Consider the following 20,104-nt stretch of genomic DNA (forward strand, 5'->3'; position numbering starts at 1 on the left):
CTTTCCTTCTTCTAAGGGAATTCAGCGTCAGTATCACTTGCTGGCATTATGAAGTCGGAGGAAAACAATACCTAAGTTGTTTTCCTCAGAATTGAGTTAAGAAAAATAGAATGAACAAGAAAAAACAGGTGAGTAAGCTGGGGGGAGAAGACCCAGCTCAAGTATATTCTAACCGCTCCAAACTTGAATCGCTGGCGTATAGATTTTTGGGAACTATCCCGGATGCTGAAGATGCTGTGCAAGAAACTTATCTACGGTGGCACAAACTTACTCAAACAGAACGAGAGCAGATTGTGTCCCCCATAGCTTGGCAACGAACAACACTCACACGGATCTGTTTCGATAAGCTTAAATCGGCCAAGTCAAAACGTGAAATCTATATTGGAGAATGGTTGCCTGAACCTGTCTCACAAGACGAATATTGGGTATCTACGGTTGAATCACCTGAAGCAGCCGATCCAGCCGATAATCTTATCTTTGCACATTCGGTTTCTATGGCATTGATGATAGTCCTGGATAAGATGACCCCTGCTGAACGTGTCAGCTTTATTCTTCATGATGTCTTCCAATATTCGTTTGAGGAAATCAGTGAGATTGTAAACAGAACACCACAAGCATGCCGTCAGCTTGCTTCATCTGGGCGAAAGCGGGTCAATCAAGAATGTCATTTTGCACACTCTTCAGAGGAGCATCGGCGTGTTAATAGTGCTTTTCGATCTGCATGGCTCACAGGCAACATCAAGGAACTGGTCGCAATCTTAGACGAAAGAGCTTGTGCCAGCACTGATGGCGGCGGTCTTGCCAGCGCAGCTACCGAACCATTGTATGGCCGGGATGCAATTATCAAATTTTTCCTTTCAGCATTTGAACGTCAACATAATCTTCAGATCGAGGAGGAGCTTGTTAATGGTGAGCCAGGGCTTGTCGGTAAGGTGGCAGGTCACACTGTTACAGTGATCTCCACTTATATAAAAGAAGGACGAATCAAAGATATTTGGGTTATGCGTAACCCAGAAAAATTGACTGTTTGGCATTAGCCAATGGATTCAAGTGAGGTTATTTACTATGGCGGCGATAACTGATTGTTCAGGCAAAGTAGTCATTGTTGGTGCTGGAATTGGAGGGGTAACTCTTGCTGCTCTGCTTTCTTTGTCTGGCATAGAGTGCGACATTTATGAACAGCGGATGAAGCTCTCTGAAGATGGGTTTGGCTTGAATATTCAACCTGAAGCAGTATCAGTCCTGTATCGTTTGGGGCTTGCTGAAAAGTTGGATTATTGTGGGATCCAAACCAGAGCACACCGCTATGTCGACCATTTAGGAACAATTCTTTTCGAAGAAACACGGGGCATAGATGCTGGTTTTGATACTCCACAGATATCTATATCTCGCTCAGAACTGCTTAATCTAATCTTTGCTACAGCTAAGACAAAAGCAACCTTTAACTTTGATGTGAAGTTTTCTACTGATTTTTTATATCAGACGAAGTGGGCAAAAGATCTGATCGTGGGTGCCGATGGTATCAATTCCGCAGTGCGCCAAACTTTATTTCCAGATTCTATGCAACTGAATTCCGGTGGCATGATGTTATGGCGGGGCATTACCCCTATGCCAAAACTTCTGGATGGTCGAACAATGATTATCGCTAATAGTGGAGAAGGGGTTCGTCTCATCGCATATCCTGTTTCCAAATCTCATGATCTGCGTGGAGAGAGCCTTATTAATTGGGTTATTCTTGTTCCTGTATCACTTGATAAGCAATTTGATACAACAATCAATCGCTTTCAAGCTACAGACTTCCTGCTCAAACTTCTTAAAGAATGGCATTTTGATTGGTTAAATCTTCAAACATTAATAACCACAAGTAAAACACTTATGCGCACCGCGATGGTGGATCGAAAACCATTAAATAAATGGAGCCATAACCAGTGTGTTCTAATCGGTGATGCCGCTCACCCGATGTTTCCAATAGGTGCAAATGGGGCAACTCAATCTATCATTGATGCTGAAACCCTCGCCTCTGCTATATGTGAATCCACTGACTCCGAATCCGCAATAGCAAAATATGAGCATGTACGTATACCCGCTGTATCCAAGATTGTAATGGCAAATCGGGAAATGAATTCGCGCGAACTTGCTAGTCAAGCTCTTAATCAACAAGAGCGAATTCGAGAACTTGTCATCACGGCGACCAACTATAAAGCCGAAACGATAAGGACGCGTTCGGATTGACTTTGCTATCTCACTAATAATAACCCCATAAATGAATCTATAGCACAGGAGTTCTGAAATGAGTGAACAATCTTCTCTTCCCCAATTCGATGCTATTGTCATCGGTGCAGGTCTTTCTGGTCTTTTTGCAGCCCACAAAATTCATAACGAGTTAGGGCTAAAGGTACTTGGGCTTGAAAAAGGTAAGAATGTCGGCGGTACTTGGTATTGGAATCGTTATCCTGGCGTTCAGGCGGATACCGATGGATTTGTCTATCGCTATTCCTTTGATCGAGAGGTTTCGCCGCAGTGGGATATGTATGCTCGATACCAAACTGGCGAACAGATGCGAGATTATTTGGAGAATGTTGCAAGCCGTAACAATATTTCGCAGTTGTTCCGTTTTGAAACTGGTGTTAGCGAAGCTATCTACGATGAGGCCAAAAACATCTGGCGGGTTAAAACTACAGATGGAGATATTATTACAAGCCGGTATCTGGTAAGTGCTGTCGGAGTATTATCTGAGCCTGTTTTTCCAAAAATCAAAGGCCTCGATAAGTTTAAAGGACAAATCATACATACTGCACGTTGGCCAGATAATCTGAAAATCAATGGGCTACGTGTCGGAGTGTTGGGGACAGGATCGACGGGAGCACAGCTCATTGTTGCAGCAAGTAAGGTTGCATCCCATCTGACTGTGTTTCAGCGGGCGGCTCAATATATTGTACCAGCGGGTCAGAGTCGTTTGACGACAAATGAAGTAGAGAGTTATTTCTCGAATTTTGAAGAACGATGGAAAGAATGGAGAGAAACTCGTCTGGCATGTGGCTTCGATGATCCCACTATAGGTGCGTTTGATGTGTCCCTGGAAGAACAGAAGGCTGTCTTTGAACGCGCTTGGAACGAAGGCGGGGGATTCGGTTTTATGTTCGGCACCTTTAATGATCTTGTTATCAATTCAGACTCCAACCGCGCCGCCTGTGAGTTTATAGCCGAAAAAATCAAAGATATTGTCAAAGATCCTGATACGGCACGTCGTCTTACACCGACAGAGCCATATGCCAAGCGGCCTGTATCGGTTGATGGGTATTATGAGGTGTATAATCAGCCCAATGTTAAATTAGTTAGCTTGTTAGATACACAAATAGTACAAGCAACGGAAAAAGGCCTTCTCACTGCTGATGGCATTGAACATGAAATTGATATTCTTATCTTTGCTACAGGATTTGATGCAGTTGAAGGTGCTTATCGGAACTTCAAGGTGGTTGGGCGTAATGAGCATACTCTCCTTGAAACCTGGGGTGAAAACCCTGCCGCATATCTTGGTGTTTTTACACCCGGCTTTCCAAACCTCTTTACTCTTCTTGGCCCTCAGGGGATATTTTCCAACCTCGCTGCGGGTATTGAAGCTCAAGTAAACTTCATCGGCGATATTATTTCGTGGGCTGAAAGTCATTCAGAGACTGTTATTGAGGCTACTCCTCAAGCACTCTCAGATTGGTCAGTACATTGTGAACAATTGGCAAATTATACTGTCTTTGCTCAGGTGAAATCCTGGATATTCGGGTCAAATCTACACAGTACTACCCCTCGAGTTCTCTTTTATTTCGGTGGACTCAAGGAATATCTTGCGGTTTTTGAGCGTGAACGTAGCAATGATTTCCCTGGTTTCAATAGCAAAAATTTGATTGCAGATGAAAAAGCTACGTTTCTACTTTAAGGAACAAGTAGAAATTTATGAATATGAGTTAATATGGCGAGGTAGTTGAGAGCTATAGACAACACATAAAAATCAGGATTGTTTAAAGTAGTCTGAATTGTTCGCGCCAAACGGAATCTATGTTTGGTGAATGGCCTTTAAATACATAAATTAAACTTGATTAGATAAAATAGGTGCTCTATACAAGATAAATTGTGCCAACTTGAAATCCATTGAGTATAGTTACATTTATTTTTTGGAGTATTCATCATAAATTAAAATGAAATTTTATCCTATTAACGTTTTAGGTTAACAATTAATACATGCATTATTATAAGATTCAGTATTAACTGACGAATGTAACTGTATTGCAATTTATTGCCAGTTATCGAAAATATTGAGTTTTTGAAATGTAATAATGTAATGATTCTGAGCTACCTGAAGGCAGGTTAGTATAATAATTTTTAATAAAGGGATAATTATTACTCTTCCTGCTATTCAAGTGCACTTCAACGATAAATTTTTTGTTTTTTGCTAATTGTGATATTAAACACATTTTTGTATTAAATTCAAATTGTCCATTTACATTTTATTAACTTACATACTAGTATTTAGATCTTAGCAAGGTCTTTATTTTATACTTTTATTGTTTTTATACGTTAATATAATGGTTGGTTATGTCGATATTCTTAAAATTAAAAATTCTTACTAAGTAAATATATTAATTCGTGATGATTTAATCCAATATCTAAATTGTGTGTTATTTCTGTTTTTTCTTTTGTGTTACATTTTATATTCCATGTTTTTACGTAGGGTAATGAATGAAAAGTTTAATGTTTAAGGTAGGTGTTAGATTTAACGAAGATTAAAAATAAGGTGGGTGAAATAAGTAATATTTTTTAATAATGTTAATTGTAAATTAACATTATTTATGGCGAATCATTGATTGTGTATGAAAGAAATCATCTGGTGTTGAGCATTTCAATATGGTGCGCTTAGAGCCTATTAGGCATAGTCGCTATCATATCAAAGAACTTCATAATATATTTATAAACACTTTTAGAATAAGGCATTACATTACTGGATTGAATTTAAACTAATAAACGTTGATATTAAATTAATTTTATTATCATTCTTTCTTATTGTCATTTTATTATTAGTATTTTCGATTGAGGAGACAGTACCATGATTCAAGATAATGAAGTACGGCAACATAATCGATTGATTGTCGAAAAGTATATGAATACGAAAGGTCAAGATAGGCTGAAACGACACGAACTATTTACTGAAGATGGGTGTGGTGGGCTTTGGACTACAGATACAGGAGAGGCAATTATGATCAAAAGTAAGGTTCGTTTGGCTGAGCATGCTGTTTGGTCTTTGAAATGCTTCCCTGATTGGTATTGGTACAATATCGTTATATTTGATACCCAAGACCCAAATATTTTTTGGGTTGAATGTGATGGGAAAGGAATAATTCGTTTTGAAGGGTATCCTGAAGGTATGTATGAAAATCATTTTATCCATTACTTCGGATTTGAAAATGGAAAAATAAAAATCCAACGTGAATTTATGAATCCATGTCAACAGTTTAAAGCATTAGGTATTGATCTTCCTAAAATTAATAGAAGTGGCATTCCTACCTGATTAGTTTATTTGAGTTCTTTGAAGTAATTTAATCATAAACTATAGATATACCCGATGGATTTCAAGATGCGCCGCGGCGGCAAGGGAGCTAATCCCCGGGAGCATAGATAACTTATGTGACCGGGGTGAGTGAGCGCAGCCAACAAAGAGGCAACTTGAAAGACGAAGGGTAAAGCCATATTAATTATAATAATGGCTATTTTGGATATATTATTTTGCAATGGAGCAAAAGTATGGGTATTCCTAAAGTTGAGAGTTACACACTCCAATCACCTGAATTTAATGTGATAAATAACGTAAAATGGAAACATAATAATAGCCATAGCATATTGCTTGTACATGATATGCAAACATATTTCTTGGACTTTTTTTCTTTGCACTTGAAACAAGAGTTGATAAAAAATTGTCAGAAACTTATCTCTTACGCTAGGAAAAACAATATACCTATTGTTTATACCGCTCAACGTGGTGATATGTCTGGGAAAGAACGTGGTCTCCTTTATGATATATGGGGGAAAGGTATGAACAGTAAAAATGAACATACTGCTATTGCAAAAGAAATAGCACCACGGGAAGAAGATACAGTTTTAACCAAATGGAGATATAGTGCTTTTCATGCCACACCTCTTGATGAAGTTTTCATTGAAAAAAAACGCGACCAAATAATTATTTGTGGCGTTTTTGCCCATATTGGAATACAGGCAAGCGCTGTTGATGCTTACTCAAGAGATATTGAAGTATTTCTTGTACAGGATGCTATTGCAGATTTCTCAAAACAAGCTCATTTACAAACATTAATATATGCTGCTGAATGTTGCGCTAGTGTATTGCCAACTGAAGAGGTTTGCAAATGACTACATCTCTTTCTTTTGAGACACAAACAATCTTGCAAAAAGTCGTTGAAGGTCATTTCGATACCTATGCTTTAGTGTATAGACCAGAAAGATTTAAAAAGGCAACGCTTGAAGTACTCATTGGCACAGAACAAATTCTTGAAAATTTAAAAGAGTTAGATCAAGTTCAAAAAGAACAACGGGATATTGGTAATTGGGGTGTTCTTCTTGTTACACCTTATCGCCAGATTAAAGAACGTGGTTTCACTATTATTGAAGACAGTACACCTTTTCGTGTCCTTTGTATCAATGATTATGAAACACTTTTACTTGAAGAAGCTATCGATATTTTACCTGATGTACCGATAAATCTTAGCAATTCTTATTTCAATCCAAATGATGAAAATTACGAAAAAATTGTCAAAGAAATAATTGCGAATGAAATAGGTACAGGAGAGGGTGCCAATTTCGTTATTAAACGTACCTTTAATGGCTCTATTACAGATTATAGTGATCATGTTGGAATGACGATTTTTCGTAACTTATTGGAACAAGAAAAAGGCGCTTATTGGACTTTTTTTATTCGTATGAATGACGTGACCTTAGTTGGTGCTTCACCAGAAATGCACATTAGTCTTAATGTTAAATCAGTCACAATGACACCTATAAGTGGTACATATAGATTTCCTGCTTCTGGTCAAACTCAAGACGGACTTCTGGAGTTTTTACGCGATACTAAAGAAGAGGGAGAGTTATCGATGGTTCTTGATGAAGAACTGAAAATGATGACTGATATTTGTTCTTCTGATGTTAAAGTATGCGGGCCATCACTTATTCGTATGTCAAAATTGGCACATGTCTGTTATAATCTGAAAGGTTCTACAGAATTGTCTATATCTGAAATTTTAAAGCGCTCAATGTTTGCACCAACTGTAGTTGGTAGTCCTTTAGAAAATGCAACTAGAGTAATTGCACGCTATGAAAATTATGGGCGTTCTTACTATAGTGGTTTTATTGCTTTAATTGATGATCTTAATAGTAACCCACGGTTAGACTCTGCAATCCTTATTCGTACTGCTGAAATATCAAAAGATGGGAAAATGCAGGTGGGAGTTGGTGCGACGTTGGTTCGTGATTCTAATCCGCTTTCAGAAGTACAGGAGACTATTGCTAAAGCTGCCGCTATTCAAAATGCTATGGGTATCACTGCTTTTGACACTTTGCTTAAAAAAGAAAAAATTGCCCAGTTACTTAATAGGAGGAATGAGCGACTTTCAACTTTTTGGTTCGGAGATATTTTTCATTCCCCTGAATATTCACTAAATTATATAAATAAACCAGAGATTGTCATCTTAGATAATGAAGATACTTTTACATCAATGATGGCATATCAACTACGTGAATTAGATTTTAAAGTTGAAGTTAAATCATATTCTTTAATAGGCGAAATTAGCAATTCAAAGTTACTTATTGTAGGCCCTGGTCCTGGTGATCCATGCAAGTTAACTGATTTAAGAGTTATAACAAGCCGGAATATAACAATGAATGCAATAGCACGGAAGCAACCTTTTATTTCTATTTGTTTTGGACACCAAATTTTATGCTCTTTATTTGGTTTATCTATAGAACGTCTTTATCCACCAAATCAAGGGATACAAAAACAAATATCCATCTTTGGAAAAACAGAGTCTGTTGGTTTTTATAATACTTTTTCGGCTATTTCGGAATCAGATTATATAAAAAGTCCTGTAGGTGATGTTGTGGTTTATCGGGATGCCCAGTCAAAACAAGTTCATGGATTAAAAGGGCCGAATTTTTGTTCAATGCAATTCCATCCTGAATCAATTCTGACTAAAGAAGGTCATAGGATATTAAGAGATGCTATATTTTCGGTGATAACGAATGAAAATTGAATTAGTTTGGTGGGATCTTGATGACAATGATCCTGATGTAGATATTCTATCTGCAAGTTTGACAAAGCAAGTTTTAGAAGAATGGGAAAGTGTGTCTAATTTGACTAAAAAATTTTGGTTTACTTCAAACAAAGGAAGGTGTTGGGGAGCTTTGATGATTTGGAATGGAGATAAACCTGATGTTTCAGTAATGCCAAATAATATATCAGGAGAGATTATAGGAAGAATGCCAGATCACAGAATTATATTCGATGTATTAAATAAATTAAATATGGTTAATTAAATTTATCAAGTATTAATTAATTATTTTACTGTTGAGTCGATATAATAACATAGGTGGAATATGCATAAGTATACTATTGTAAACTCTTTTGGGAATGAGCTATTTACCGGAAATCCAGTCGCTGTTTTTTTTAACTGTGACGATATGGATGACTATCATATGCAAAAATTGGCTGCTGAATTAAATCTTTCTGAAACAACGTTTATTCGTTCTCCTTTGAAAGATGGTGATGCAAATGTCAAAATTTTTACTCCAGTCAATGAATTAGGTTTTGCAGGACATCCTTTACTTGGCACTGCGTTAGCTTTAGCACAAGAAACAGGATTGTCTGAAATGAATATCGAAACACAAAAAGGAGTTTATCGATTTTCAGTTGATTTAGTAAAAGAACAACCTTATACAGCTTATGTACAAATGGAACAGCCAAAACCCGCTATTTCTCCCTATGAATATAGACAAAAATTGCTTGAGGCGCTTGGCGTGGAAAAAAGTACATTACCAATAGATATGTATGATGTAGGGCCGAGACATGTATTTGTTGGTGTTGAAAACGTCGATATACTCGCAAAAATTAGCCCGGATCTAAAAAAACTTTCTCAGTTTAATAACATGGCCGCTTTATGTTTCTGTCCAAATGGCGCTGATGGTTGGCGATTACGTATGTTTTCTCCTGCTTACGGTGTTGCGGAAGATGCAGCAACGGGTTCGGCTGCAGGCCCTCTGGCGCTGCATCTTTGTCGATATGGTTTAGTTGAGTTTGGGAAAACCATAGAAATTATGCAAGGTGTTGAAATGGGAAGGCCATCCTATATGAAATCAATAGCTAAAATGGAGAAAGCAGAATTTTGCCTTGAGGCTGGCGGCTATGCATTTCAGATTGCAACAGGTCAATATTTTATTTAGGGCAAAAGCATGAGCAGCATTTTTGAAAGTATGACTGGCAAGTTGGATTATGTCTTTCCTGAATATGATTCCCTTACTAATGATCCTATTGGGTTAGGGAGAAAATGGTTACAAGAAGCAATTAATGAGGATGTCCGTGAACCTTGTGCGATGGTTTTGGTGACCACAAATCTTTCTGGAAACATGTCATCCCGTGTAATGGCTATTTTAGAATTCACAAATGAAGGCATTGTGTTTGCTACACATAGCTGTAGTCGAAAAATAAAAGATATTAAAGATAATCCTTTTGCTTGTGGACATTTTTATTGGCGTGAACTTGGTCGCCAGCTTTCCGTAAGTGGGAAGGTTAAAGCGCTTACTCGGGAACGAGCGATTGAGGAATGGAATAAACGTGCAATACCTTTGCATCCAATGTCAACAGTTTCCTATCAAAGTGAGCCTTTAATATCGAATGAACAACTCCTTATATCCGCACAAGATCTTGATGGTACTGGGGCATTACCTTGCCCTAGTAGATATACTATTTACCTGCTTGAACCTCACGCTATCGAGTTTTGGTCTGCAAGTTCTAACCGTTTACATAAAAGGCTACGTTTTGAGCATACTCAGAACGGGTGGGAGAGTTTAAGACTACAGCCGTAATTAAATTTTTTTTCTCGTGGCATTGGACTATGTTATTAAATAATTTTAAAAATTAACTTTGCTTAATAATATTTAATTGGAATTTATTTTAGAGGAGCTTTATTAAAGATTTGCTAAAAGATTTTGAGATATAAAGATAATTAATAAAGTATTGAAATGATATAATTCTGTTTTGTATTTATTACACAAAATTACGATATTTTTCAAACAAATAATCATGATAATTGTAAAGGTATTGTTAGAGGTTAGTTATGAATCAAAATTTAGCAACCTTACCTATTCCAAATCAACTTTTTTCTGAAATAAAGCTCAGTCCTCAGATTTTACTACATGTTGATAGTAGTAGAAAAATTATTAAAAATATTTTAAAAGGGAAAGATAAACGGTTATTAGTCATTATTGGTCCATGTTCTGTTCACGATGAAGAAGCATGTCTGGACTATGCATCACGGTTAAAATCTATAATACAACAGTATCAAGATTCATTGTTTATTGTAATGAGAACATATTTGGAAAAGCCTAGAACGACATTAGGGTGGAAGGGGTTTATTTCTGATCCTGATTTGGATGGCTCTGCTCACTATAAAGATGGTCTATATCGTTCGCGAAAGCTTCTTTATAAGATTAATCAAATGGGAATAGCAACAACAACAGAAATTCTCAACCCATATCTATACATCTATTACTCTGATTTGATCAGTTGGGCAGCGATAGGAGCAAGGACAACAGAATCACAGCCACATCGGGAGCTTGTATCTGCATTGCCTTATGCTGTTGGTTTTAAGAATAGTACTGATGGTAATGTGCAAGTGGCTATTGATGCAATTAAAGCGGCTAATCATTCACATATAACTTGTTCTATTGATAATGATGGGAAATTATCATTGATATCTACTTTAGGTAATCAATATGGCCATGTCATTCTTCGAGGAGGAAAAGAGCCTAATTATCATGAGGTTGATATTTTGCAACTTAACGAAAAACTTAAAAATCAAGGAATTAGAAGGAGTGTTGTGGTAGATTTGAGTCATGGCAATAGTCAAAAAAATCATAAACAACAATTAGTAGTTGCAGAGTCTATATGTCAACAAATAAAAAAAGGTATGGAAATTATAAGAGGTATAATGGCTGAAAGTTTTATTGAAGAGGGTAATCAATCTCTGAGTCATCCCTTGGTTTATGGGCAATCCATTACTGATTCTTGTTTGCATTGGCAAGATACTATAGTGTTACTTGATAAGCTTAATGAAGTAATGTTAAATAAAGTTTCATAATAGTGATACACCTGCTTTTTTTATTCTTTGCTATGTTCAGAAATGTACTGACGTATTAAGCTGTGTGGATGAATATATCCTGCGGCTTTCTTATTTTTATTAAATGGAAATTCTACTATTGCAGTTATTATATCATCTGAAAAACATTGATAAAGTAATTAATTTAGTATAGATAATTATTTCAATGAGATGTCAATGCCTTGTGCAGCCTTGATAATTGCAATATAACGTAACTCAATTGAAGGAAAACGGTGTTGGTTACTTTGATTACGTGAATCCGCCAATTTTTTTATTTTTATTCATCTCTATTGACCTCAAGTTAACTTAAGGTTTTATAATGTATATTTGTTGTGTACGTCAGTCGGAAAAATGCCATACTTTTACTCCACTATGTTGGAAAAATAGTGTTTCTATATAAAAAATGTGAGGGTGGTTTATGCGATGGTTTGATGTAGGTAAGTTGAAAATTTCTAGGCTATAGGGTTTTGTTCTATTATTTTTTAATATCGCATCAGCAATTGACTCATTACTACTCACCATTTTTATAAGCCATACTTTTGGGCGTTTTCCTAATAAAAGCAAATAATTTCATTCTAATTTGTACTTGAATATACCACGGTTGTTGGGGATTGTTGGCAACGGAAATACAGAAATTACGAATCACTTGAGAAAAACGCAAAGTATAAGCAAATATTTCACACAATGAAAAGGTTGATATAAATGATAGGAAAAAAAATCGTGGTTGGCCTGGGAATCGCTTTATTGTTAGTGGTTGGAATTTTCGTTTATAAACTAAATAGTTCAGCTAAGAATGAATCAGGATATATGGCCTATCCACCTGTGAAGGTGGCTTTGGCGGAAGTAAAAGAAACGCATCTCCCTAGAATATTATATGGTGTTGGGGAGCTTGAGGCTGACAGACAAATACATTTGGCGTCGGAAACCAGTGGTAGAATAATTAGTATTGAGTTTCAGTCTGGTCAATATGTGGAGAAAGGTCAGTTACTGGTGCAAATTAACGATGCAGTTGAACAGGCTGAACTTGTTCGTTTGCAGGCTCAGTGGAAAAATGCTGACAGGTTATATCAACGCACCAGCAAATTATTTACCAACAAGGTTGCTGCCGCTGCCGAACTGGATAATGCGCTGGCAGAGCGTGATATGGCGTTGGCTGCTATTCGTCAGACCGAAGCACTCATTGCTCAGAAAGCAATTCGGGCACCATTTTCAGGCGTAATGGGAATTCGACAGGTGCATGTAGGACAGTTTCTACATGCGGGTAACGCTATTGCCAATTTGGTGGATGCAAAAAATCTTAAACTGAACTTTTCGTTGGATGAACAGACAAGTCCTGAGTTGCATGTTGGGCAGACAGTAAATGTACAAGTTGATGCTTATCCGAATCAGAATTTCCCCGCCAAGATAAGTGCTATTGATCCCCTGATTGGTAAATCCCGTACTGTACAAGTGCAGGCACTCCTGAATAATCTTGATGGGAAACTGAAAGCAGGAATGTACGCTAGTATCCAAGTTGTGCGTCAAGATAATATTCCAGTTTTGACTATACCAGAAACGGCTGTGACCTATACCGCCTATGGGGATACTGTATTTGTGGCACAAGGTACAGGACAAGACATAGAAAAGCATGGAAAAACAACTGAACAACAGCCTATGACGGTAAAACGTGTTTCCGTTGAAGTGGGGCAACGTTGGAACAGCATGGTGGAAATCAAGAAAGGGGTGTCTCAGGGAGAGTTAGTTGTGACATCAGGCCAACTGAAATTAAATGATGGCACACAAGTGGTCGCGGTTGCTGATGATACATTGAATACAGCGAAATCACCTGCAACAGGTTCTTAATGGAGACGGAAAAATGACATTTACCGATCTTTTTGTTCGCCGGCCAGTGCTTGCTCTGGTAGTCAGTACATTGATCCTGTTGTTGGGTATGTTTGCCCTGAGTAAACTTTCCATTCGGCAATATCCACAATTAGAAAGTTCAACAATCACCGTCAGGACGGAATATCCAGGTGCATCATCCGACTTGATGCAAGGATTTGTCACTCAACCTATTTCACAGGCAGTTTCTTCTGTAGAAGGGGTGGATTATTTATCTTCTTCTTCGGTGCAAGGTAGAAGTATCGTTACTATACGTATGGAGCTTAATCGTGATTCCACCCAAGCCTTGGCACAGGTGATGGCAAAGGTAAACCAAGTCAGGTACAAGTTGCCAAAACAGGCTTATGATCCTGTGATTGAACTGTCATCTGGGGAATCAACGGCTGTCGCTTATGTTGCATTTTCCAGTGATACTTTGCTAGTACCCGCTGTGACAGATTATCTTTCAAGAGTAGTTGAGCCAATGTTTTCCTCCATTGAAGATGTCTCGAAAGTACAAGTAATGGGAGGACAACAGCTTTCTATGCGCTTATGGCTGGATGCAGATCGCCTTGCTGGACGTGGATTGACAGCAGCGGATGTTGCAGCAGCGGTCAGGCAAAATAATTATCAAGCCGCCCCAGGGAAAGTGAAAGGAGAATATGTTGTTTCAAATGTGCATGTTAATACCGATCTCACCAATGTTGAGGAGTTTCGTGATCTGATTATCCGCAATGATGGTAATGGGTTAGTTCGTCTTAAAGATGTTGGCACAGTGGAACTGGGCTCTGCAGCAACTGAAACCAGCGCGATGTTGAATGGTAAGACCGCTGTGCATTTGGGATTATTTTCAACTCCAACAGGTAACCCACTTGTCATTGTCGATGGTATCAAGCGCCTATTACCTGATATCCAAAAAACACTTCCTCCGGGAGTTAAGGTTGAGTTGGCATTTGAGACTTCTCGCTTTATTAAAGCTTCGATTGATGAAGTTGCCAATACTCTGTTAGAAGCATTGATTATTGTTATGATAGTGATCTATCTCTGTCTGGGATCGTTGCGCAGTGTATTGATTCCAATTGTTGCTATCCCTTTGTCGATGCTAGGCGCTGCGGGATTAATGCTGTTATTTGGTTTCAGTATTAATTTACTGACTCTATTGGCAATGGTGCTGGCAATTGGCCTTGTGGTCGATGATGCTATCGTAGTAGTTGAAAACGTACATCGTCATATTGAAGAAGGAAAGTCACCTATTGCGGCAGCCTTAATTGGCGCGCGAGAAGTAGCAGGTCCTGTGATTGCAATGACGATTACTCTTGCTGCAGTTTATGCACCGATTGGTTTGATGTCAGGGCTGACAGGTGCCCTGTTTAAGGAATTTGCTTTAACGTTGGCAGGGGCTGTTATCGTATCAGGTATAGTGGCTCTGACTTTATCGCCAGTAATGAGTTCTTTTTTATTACAGCCGAAACAGCAAGAAGGAAGAATGGCACTGGCGGCTGAGGCATTTTTTGAGAAATTAGCTCACTATTATTCTCGTTTGCTCAATATTTCTTTGCGTTATCGATGGGTAACAGGCGTATTTGCTTTATTAGTCGTTATAAGTTTGCCTTTACTCTATAAGCAAGCGCGTCAGGAATTAGCTCCAGTAGAAGATCAGGCCGGTGTATTGGCAGCAATCAAGTCACCACAACATGCTAATTTGGATTATATAGAGCGATTTGCCCACAAACTTGACCGAGTATTTAATGAAGTTCCAGAGATGGTTGGTACATGGATTATTAATGGAACTGACGGGCTTTCTTCAAGTTTTAGTGGGGTGAACTTGACAGAATGGAGTGAACGCAAGCGCACGGCCTCGGATATTCAAGCACAATTACAAGCGGCAGTGGGAGAAGTAGAAGGGAGTAGTATTTTTATATTCCAGCTTCCACCATTACCTGGCTCCACTGGGGGACTGCCCATTCAGATGGTACTGCGTAGTTTGCAGGATTACCCCATCCTATACCAAACAATGGAAGAAATTAAACAGCAAGCACGTGAGAGCGGAATATTTGCTGTTGTAGACAGTGATCTGGATTATAACAATCCAGTAGTACAAGTGCGGGTTGATCGTGCTAAAGCCAATAGCTTGGGGATTAGAATGCAAGATATTGGTGAATCACTGGCGTTGCTGGTAGGCGAAAACTATATCAACAGATTTGGGATGAATGGTCGTTCATATGATGTCATTCCACAAAGTATACGCAGTCAGCGATTAACGCCAGAAGCATTGGCACATCATTTTGTGCGGACCGAAAATCAAAAGATGATCCCGCTTTCTACAGTGGTCTCAATCTCGACGAAAATTGAACCCAATAAACTGACTCAGTTCAATCAGCAGAATGCAGCAATTTTTCAGGCCATTCCTGCGCCAGGGGTGACTTTAGGGCAAGCTGTAACTCTCCTTGAGGGAATACTGGATAATTTGCCAGCAGGATTCAGCTATGATTGGCAATCTGATTCCCGTCAATATAAACAAGAGGGTCATGCTCTGGTTTTTGCTTTTTTGGCTGCGTTGATCATCATTTATTTGGTATTGGCTGCTCAATATGAAAGCCTTGTTGATCCCTTGATTATCTTGATCACTGTACCACTTTCTATTTGTGGTGCTCTGATACCATTAGCTATGGGATATATCACACTTAATATTTATACTCAGATTGGACTGGTAACGCTAATAGGACTTATTAGCAAGCATGGTATCTTAATGGTGGAATTTGCCAATAAGTTACAGGAAGTTGAAGGGATAGATAAGCGTTCAGCGATCTTGAAGGCGGCAAAAATTCGTCTTCGCCCGGTATTGATGACGACAGCAGCAATGGTGATTGGCTTGATTCCACTGTTGTTTGCTAGTGGTGCGGGTGCAAATAGCCGTTTTGGTATTGGGCTGGTGATTGTATCTGGGATGCTGGTGGGAACATTTTTCACGTTATTCGTACTGCCGACGGTATATACGTTCTTGGCAAGAAACCACTCTTCTGCTGCAATAACACCGAGAAAACAACAATTGATCGAGGCTGATAAAATATTGAATAAGTCAATTTAACGTTATTTTAATCTCTCAGGGTCGAATTCCTCGCCGCTTGCGGCGGGGTTCTTCATTTCTGCTTTATATTGGCGGCCCCATTTTCCCCAATGTCGAGCTTAAATCCAGCCGAATATTGACGTCTTGTCTGATTGCTTTTCATTTTGATATCTCATTTTCATGTGAATAAGATTAGCAGGCTTATGAGGTGTCCGTAATTGTTATACCACTATAGCCAGACTGATAGCCAGACTGAACCCGTAGGTTTGCCCATATTACCCGATTCGTAAAATCTGAAATCCTCGATCCTGCTCACATATCGGCATATTTTTCCTGAACAGAAGTGCTGAAAGTTACATCTATGTATCTAATTATTCGTTTATTTTTACCTTTTTTTTACAAAATTGACATTAATGCAACCATTGAATATATTAAATCATAGGTTATATTTTATGCTATTCAATCCATTAGGAGGTAACCATGGCGATACCGATGTTCAGGCATTTCATTAATGGTCAGTATGTTGAATCTAAAGGTTCCGAATATTTTGACTTGGTAAGCCCGGTCACTGGTGAAGCCTATGCGTGTTCTCCTAACGCGACTGCGGCGGATGTTGATGAAGCTTATGTATCGGCTAAAGAGGCGTTCAAAATCTGGGGTCGCAGCACACCGTCAGCACGTCAGCAAGCGTTGCTGGCATTAGCCGATGCGGTGGAAAAAAACGCTGACCGTCTGATCGAAGTACAAAGCCGCAATACGGGGCAGCTCAAGCATCTGATTGCCTCTGAAGAAGTTGCAGCATCAGTGGATCATATTCGTTTCTTCGCCGGTGCCGCCCGTTTTCTGGAAGGCAAGGCTACTGCTGAATATATTCCTGATATGACGACCAGCATCCGGCGCGAACCAGTGGGCGTGGTGGGGCAAGTGACGCCGTGGAACTATCCGCTGATGATGGCAGTATGGAAGATAGCGCCTGCTCTGGCAGCGGGCAATACTGTGGTACTCAAACCGAGCGATACCACGCCGGAAAGTACTCTGTTGCTGGCTGAACTGGCCGCTCCGTTCTTCCCTGTCGGTACATTCAACGTGGTGCTGGGTAATGCCAGCGCCGGCGCTCTGGTCGTTTCACACAAAATGCCAGCGATGGTTTCCATCACGGGTTCCGTACGCGCAGGTTTGCAGGTTGCCTCTTCGGCGGCAGCTAATCTCACCAGAGCACATTTGGAACTAGGTGGTAAAGCGCCGGTGGTTGTTTTCGCCGATGCAGATATGGACAAAGCGGCGGAGACCATTGCTATCGCGGGGTACTTCAACGCTGGTCAGGATTGTACAGCAGCCTCGCGTGTGCTGGTGCATGAATCTGTTTACGATACCTTCGTCGCCAAACTGGTAGCAGCAGCTAAAGCCACCCGCTTTGGCTATCCGGAAGATAAAGAGGCGCTGTATGGGCCACTAAATAATGCCTGTCAGTTGGAGCAGGTCAAAGGGTTCATTGCGCGCCTGCCTGCTCATGCCCGTATCGAAACAGGAGGCCGTCAGGCTGAACGTTCGGGTTATTATTTTGAACCTACAGTAATTACCGGTCTGGAACAGCACGACGAAGCAATCCAGACCGAGATTTTCGGCCCGGTTATTACGGTGCAGAAGTTCCGCGATGAACAGGATGCCATAGAAAAAGCTAACGACGTGAAATACGGACTGGCCTCCAGTGTCTGGACCCGCGACCATGGTCGTGCGTTGCGCCTGTCACGTGAGCTCGATTTCGGTACTGTCTGGATTAACACCCATATTCCTCTTACGGCAGAAGCGCCGCATGGCGGCTTCAAGGACTCCGGATATGGTAAAGATCTGTCGGCTTATGGCTTCGATGAATATACGCGTATCAAACACGTGATGAGTTCCAACGACTAATACAGGGCATCCGTAATGATTCAGAATAGATCTCCACGCGACTTAGTGTCGCGCGCTCACCACGAGCTGTTTACTGACCGTGATGTAGGGGCGCTTGAGCGTTGTTTTTCGCCGCATTTCATCGAACACTCCCCGTTGGTTAAAGATGGTCTTGCCGGATTGCGTGAGCTGGTTTGGACACATCCTGAACTGCATCACGAAACGTATCGTGTACTCCAGGATGGTGATCTGGTCGCCATCCACGGTCGTTTTACGGGGTTAGACGACCAGCCGTTGGTCGGTTTCGATCTGTACCGGGTTGCCGACGGCTTAATTGTGGAACACTGGGACGGTCTGGTGCCACAGGCTGCACCCAATGCCAGTGGCCGTACTCAGTTAGACGGCCCGACGGAAGCAGGCCATGGTCATGACCGGGAGAAGAATCGCGAACTGGTGGTCAATTTTTTCACACGTACCTTGATCGAGGGTCACTACGAAGAGTTCGGCAATTACACCAATGGTGAATTGTTTCGCCAGCACAGCCCCGATATTCCCGATGGTACGGCTGCGCTCATTTCGTTTCTTAAGCAACTCAGGGATGAAGGGCAAGGCCTGTATTACACTAAAATTCACCGTACAGTAGCCGATGGACAGTTTGTTCTGACCCATTCGGAGGGGAGTATCGCTGGGGCGCGTCACAGCTACTTCGAGCTATGGCGCATTGAGAACAGCAAAGTGGCTGAGCTTTGGGATGCTATCACCCCAGTACCGGAGGATACGAAAGCGCTGCATCGCCACGGTATTTTTTAGTGTCGTTTGCAGACATGCCGGAACCCGTCTTTTTTCAATCAGGAATTAAAGAATGATGGCATATTCCGTCGTCTACGCACCGCTCGATCAGGCCACCCGGGCCGAACAGGTTGTGGAACGTTTAAGTAACGCGATCATATCCGGGGTATTACAAGCCGATGAGCAGTTGCCTAATGAAAACGAGCTGTCACGTTTGTTGGGGGTGTCGCCGGTAACTGTACGCGATGCCCTGAATACGCTGCGCACCAGACAGTTGCTCGATACCCGGCGCGGACGTCATGGTGGTAGTTTCGTGTGTCAGGTTCCTGTTGAGACAATGCGAAAATATCATCCGTTGCGGTTGATGGCTTCAGGTGAACTCGCGGATCTCAGCGAATTTCACTGTGCCGTGATCGGCCACAGTGCGAGGCTTGCGGCTCAACGTTCAACGCCGGGTGAACAGCAGAAGCTTGGGCAGTTGATCGACAGCTTTGCGGCCACGACACAACCGGATACCCGTATACAGGCAGATATGCGCTGCCTGTTAACTCTGGCATCTCAGGCGCACTCGGCCAGACTTGCCAATCAGGAGCTGGAGATTCAGGCCGAATGGACACCTCTGGTGGCGTTTCTGTACCGGGAAACAGTGGTACACCGCGAGGTTGTCACCGCCTGGCGTTCACTCCTGAACGCTCTACATAAAGCTGATGACTTAGCCTGTTATCGGCTGGCGCAGGGGATGATTGCCCGAATCACCGACCATTTGCTTGAATGCAAATTGCGCATGGATACCGATGCGCCGTTCTTGTAAAGACCCGCCCGCGAGTAACGCGGCTGCATTCATCCCAGAAAAGGAAGCGGCATATGTACAACAACATACATGTAGAACGGGTCAGAAACATCTTGGACGATATCCTGACCTCGACAGTGCCGGGAGTGCGCTCCGGTTCACTATGGAAGAGTCAGGACGTTAATCAGTCAGCCGATGGTGAAGTACCTTCACTGCGTCTGGTGATCCTACCGTTATCACACACCGAATCACATCGGGCGTTTGCCTGCTGAAGCCCACTTATCA

Annotated in this window: 16 protein-coding genes; all 16 read left to right on the top strand. The window is 40.8% G+C overall.

Annotated elements, in window-relative coordinates; translation table 11 throughout:
• Positions 1 to 110 precede the first annotated feature (110 nt).
• The 16 genes from sigJ to PSI23_RS14200 all read left to right on the top strand — a co-directional run bounded on the left by sigJ (position 111) and on the right by PSI23_RS14200 (position 20,091).
• Complete coding sequence (sigJ, locus tag PSI23_RS14125; RefSeq protein ID WP_273555684.1) at positions 111 to 1,037, top strand: RNA polymerase sigma factor SigJ; 927 nt, start codon at positions 111 to 113, stop codon at positions 1,035 to 1,037.
• A gap of 28 nt (positions 1,038 to 1,065) precedes the next feature.
• Positions 1,066 to 2,232, top strand: a complete 1,167-nt coding sequence (locus tag PSI23_RS14130; RefSeq protein ID WP_273555685.1) for an FAD-dependent monooxygenase — start codon at positions 1,066 to 1,068, stop codon at positions 2,230 to 2,232.
• A gap of 58 nt (positions 2,233 to 2,290) precedes the next feature.
• Positions 2,291 to 3,931 (top strand): flavin-containing monooxygenase, encoded by a 1,641-nt coding sequence (locus PSI23_RS14135; protein ID WP_273555686.1) that lies wholly within the window; start codon positions 2,291 to 2,293, stop codon positions 3,929 to 3,931.
• Positions 3,932 to 5,095: 1,164 nt separating this feature from the next.
• Positions 5,096 to 5,557 carry a PhzA/PhzB family protein gene (locus tag PSI23_RS14140; RefSeq protein ID WP_273555687.1) on the top strand — a complete coding sequence of 154 codons (462 nt, stop codon included), beginning with the start codon at positions 5,096 to 5,098 and terminating at the stop codon, positions 5,555 to 5,557.
• 233 nt (positions 5,558 to 5,790) lie between these two features.
• Complete coding sequence (locus PSI23_RS14145) at positions 5,791 to 6,411, top strand: isochorismatase family protein (RefSeq protein ID WP_273555688.1); 621 nt, start codon at positions 5,791 to 5,793, stop codon at positions 6,409 to 6,411.
• Entirely contained in the window at positions 6,408 to 8,303 is a 1,896-nt protein-coding gene (locus PSI23_RS14150; protein WP_273555689.1) for an anthranilate synthase family protein, read from the top strand. The genes PSI23_RS14145 and PSI23_RS14150 overlap by 4 nt, the downstream gene beginning before the upstream one ends.
• Positions 8,293 to 8,586: a hypothetical protein gene (locus PSI23_RS14155; RefSeq protein WP_273555690.1), complete on the top strand. Its 294-nt coding sequence runs from the start codon at positions 8,293 to 8,295 to the stop codon at positions 8,584 to 8,586. Before PSI23_RS14150 ends, PSI23_RS14155 begins: the two co-directional genes overlap by 11 nt.
• A gap of 60 nt (positions 8,587 to 8,646) precedes the next feature.
• Positions 8,647 to 9,489 carry a PhzF family phenazine biosynthesis protein gene (locus tag PSI23_RS14160; RefSeq protein ID WP_273555691.1) on the top strand — a complete coding sequence of 281 codons (843 nt, stop codon included), beginning with the start codon at positions 8,647 to 8,649 and terminating at the stop codon, positions 9,487 to 9,489.
• A gap of 9 nt (positions 9,490 to 9,498) precedes the next feature.
• A complete protein-coding gene (locus PSI23_RS14165) occupies positions 9,499 to 10,131 on the top strand; it encodes a pyridoxal 5'-phosphate synthase (protein WP_273555692.1) in 633 nt (210 codons plus the stop codon).
• A 251-nt stretch (positions 10,132 to 10,382) separates the two neighbouring features.
• A complete protein-coding gene (locus tag PSI23_RS14170) occupies positions 10,383 to 11,405 on the top strand; it encodes a 3-deoxy-7-phosphoheptulonate synthase (protein ID WP_273555693.1) in 1,023 nt (340 codons plus the stop codon).
• A gap of 723 nt (positions 11,406 to 12,128) precedes the next feature.
• A complete protein-coding gene (locus tag PSI23_RS14175) occupies positions 12,129 to 13,265 on the top strand; it encodes an efflux RND transporter periplasmic adaptor subunit (protein ID WP_444876158.1) in 1,137 nt (378 codons plus the stop codon).
• Positions 13,266 to 13,278: 13 nt separating this feature from the next.
• On the top strand, positions 13,279 to 16,371 hold the full coding sequence (locus PSI23_RS14180; RefSeq protein ID WP_273555695.1) for a MexW/MexI family multidrug efflux RND transporter permease subunit: 3,093 nt from the start codon (positions 13,279 to 13,281) through the stop codon (positions 16,369 to 16,371).
• A gap of 459 nt (positions 16,372 to 16,830) precedes the next feature.
• Positions 16,831 to 18,261: a gamma-aminobutyraldehyde dehydrogenase gene (locus PSI23_RS14185; RefSeq protein WP_306309596.1), complete on the top strand. Its 1,431-nt coding sequence runs from the start codon at positions 16,831 to 16,833 to the stop codon at positions 18,259 to 18,261.
• Between the two features lie 15 nt (positions 18,262 to 18,276).
• Positions 18,277 to 19,050 carry a nuclear transport factor 2 family protein gene (locus PSI23_RS14190; RefSeq protein WP_273555696.1) on the top strand — a complete coding sequence of 258 codons (774 nt, stop codon included), beginning with the start codon at positions 18,277 to 18,279 and terminating at the stop codon, positions 19,048 to 19,050.
• Between the two features lie 52 nt (positions 19,051 to 19,102).
• A complete protein-coding gene (locus PSI23_RS14195) occupies positions 19,103 to 19,840 on the top strand; it encodes a FadR/GntR family transcriptional regulator (protein WP_273555697.1) in 738 nt (245 codons plus the stop codon).
• Positions 19,841 to 19,893: 53 nt separating this feature from the next.
• The gene (locus PSI23_RS14200; protein ID WP_273555698.1) at positions 19,894 to 20,091 is read left to right on the top strand and encodes a hypothetical protein; all 198 of its coding nucleotides are present in this window, start codon (positions 19,894 to 19,896) and stop codon (positions 20,089 to 20,091) included.
• Positions 20,092 to 20,104 lie beyond the last annotated feature (13 nt).

The sequence above is a fragment of the Xenorhabdus yunnanensis genome (assembly GCF_028598805.1).
GTDB lineage: Bacteria > Pseudomonadota > Gammaproteobacteria > Enterobacterales > Enterobacteriaceae > Xenorhabdus > Xenorhabdus yunnanensis.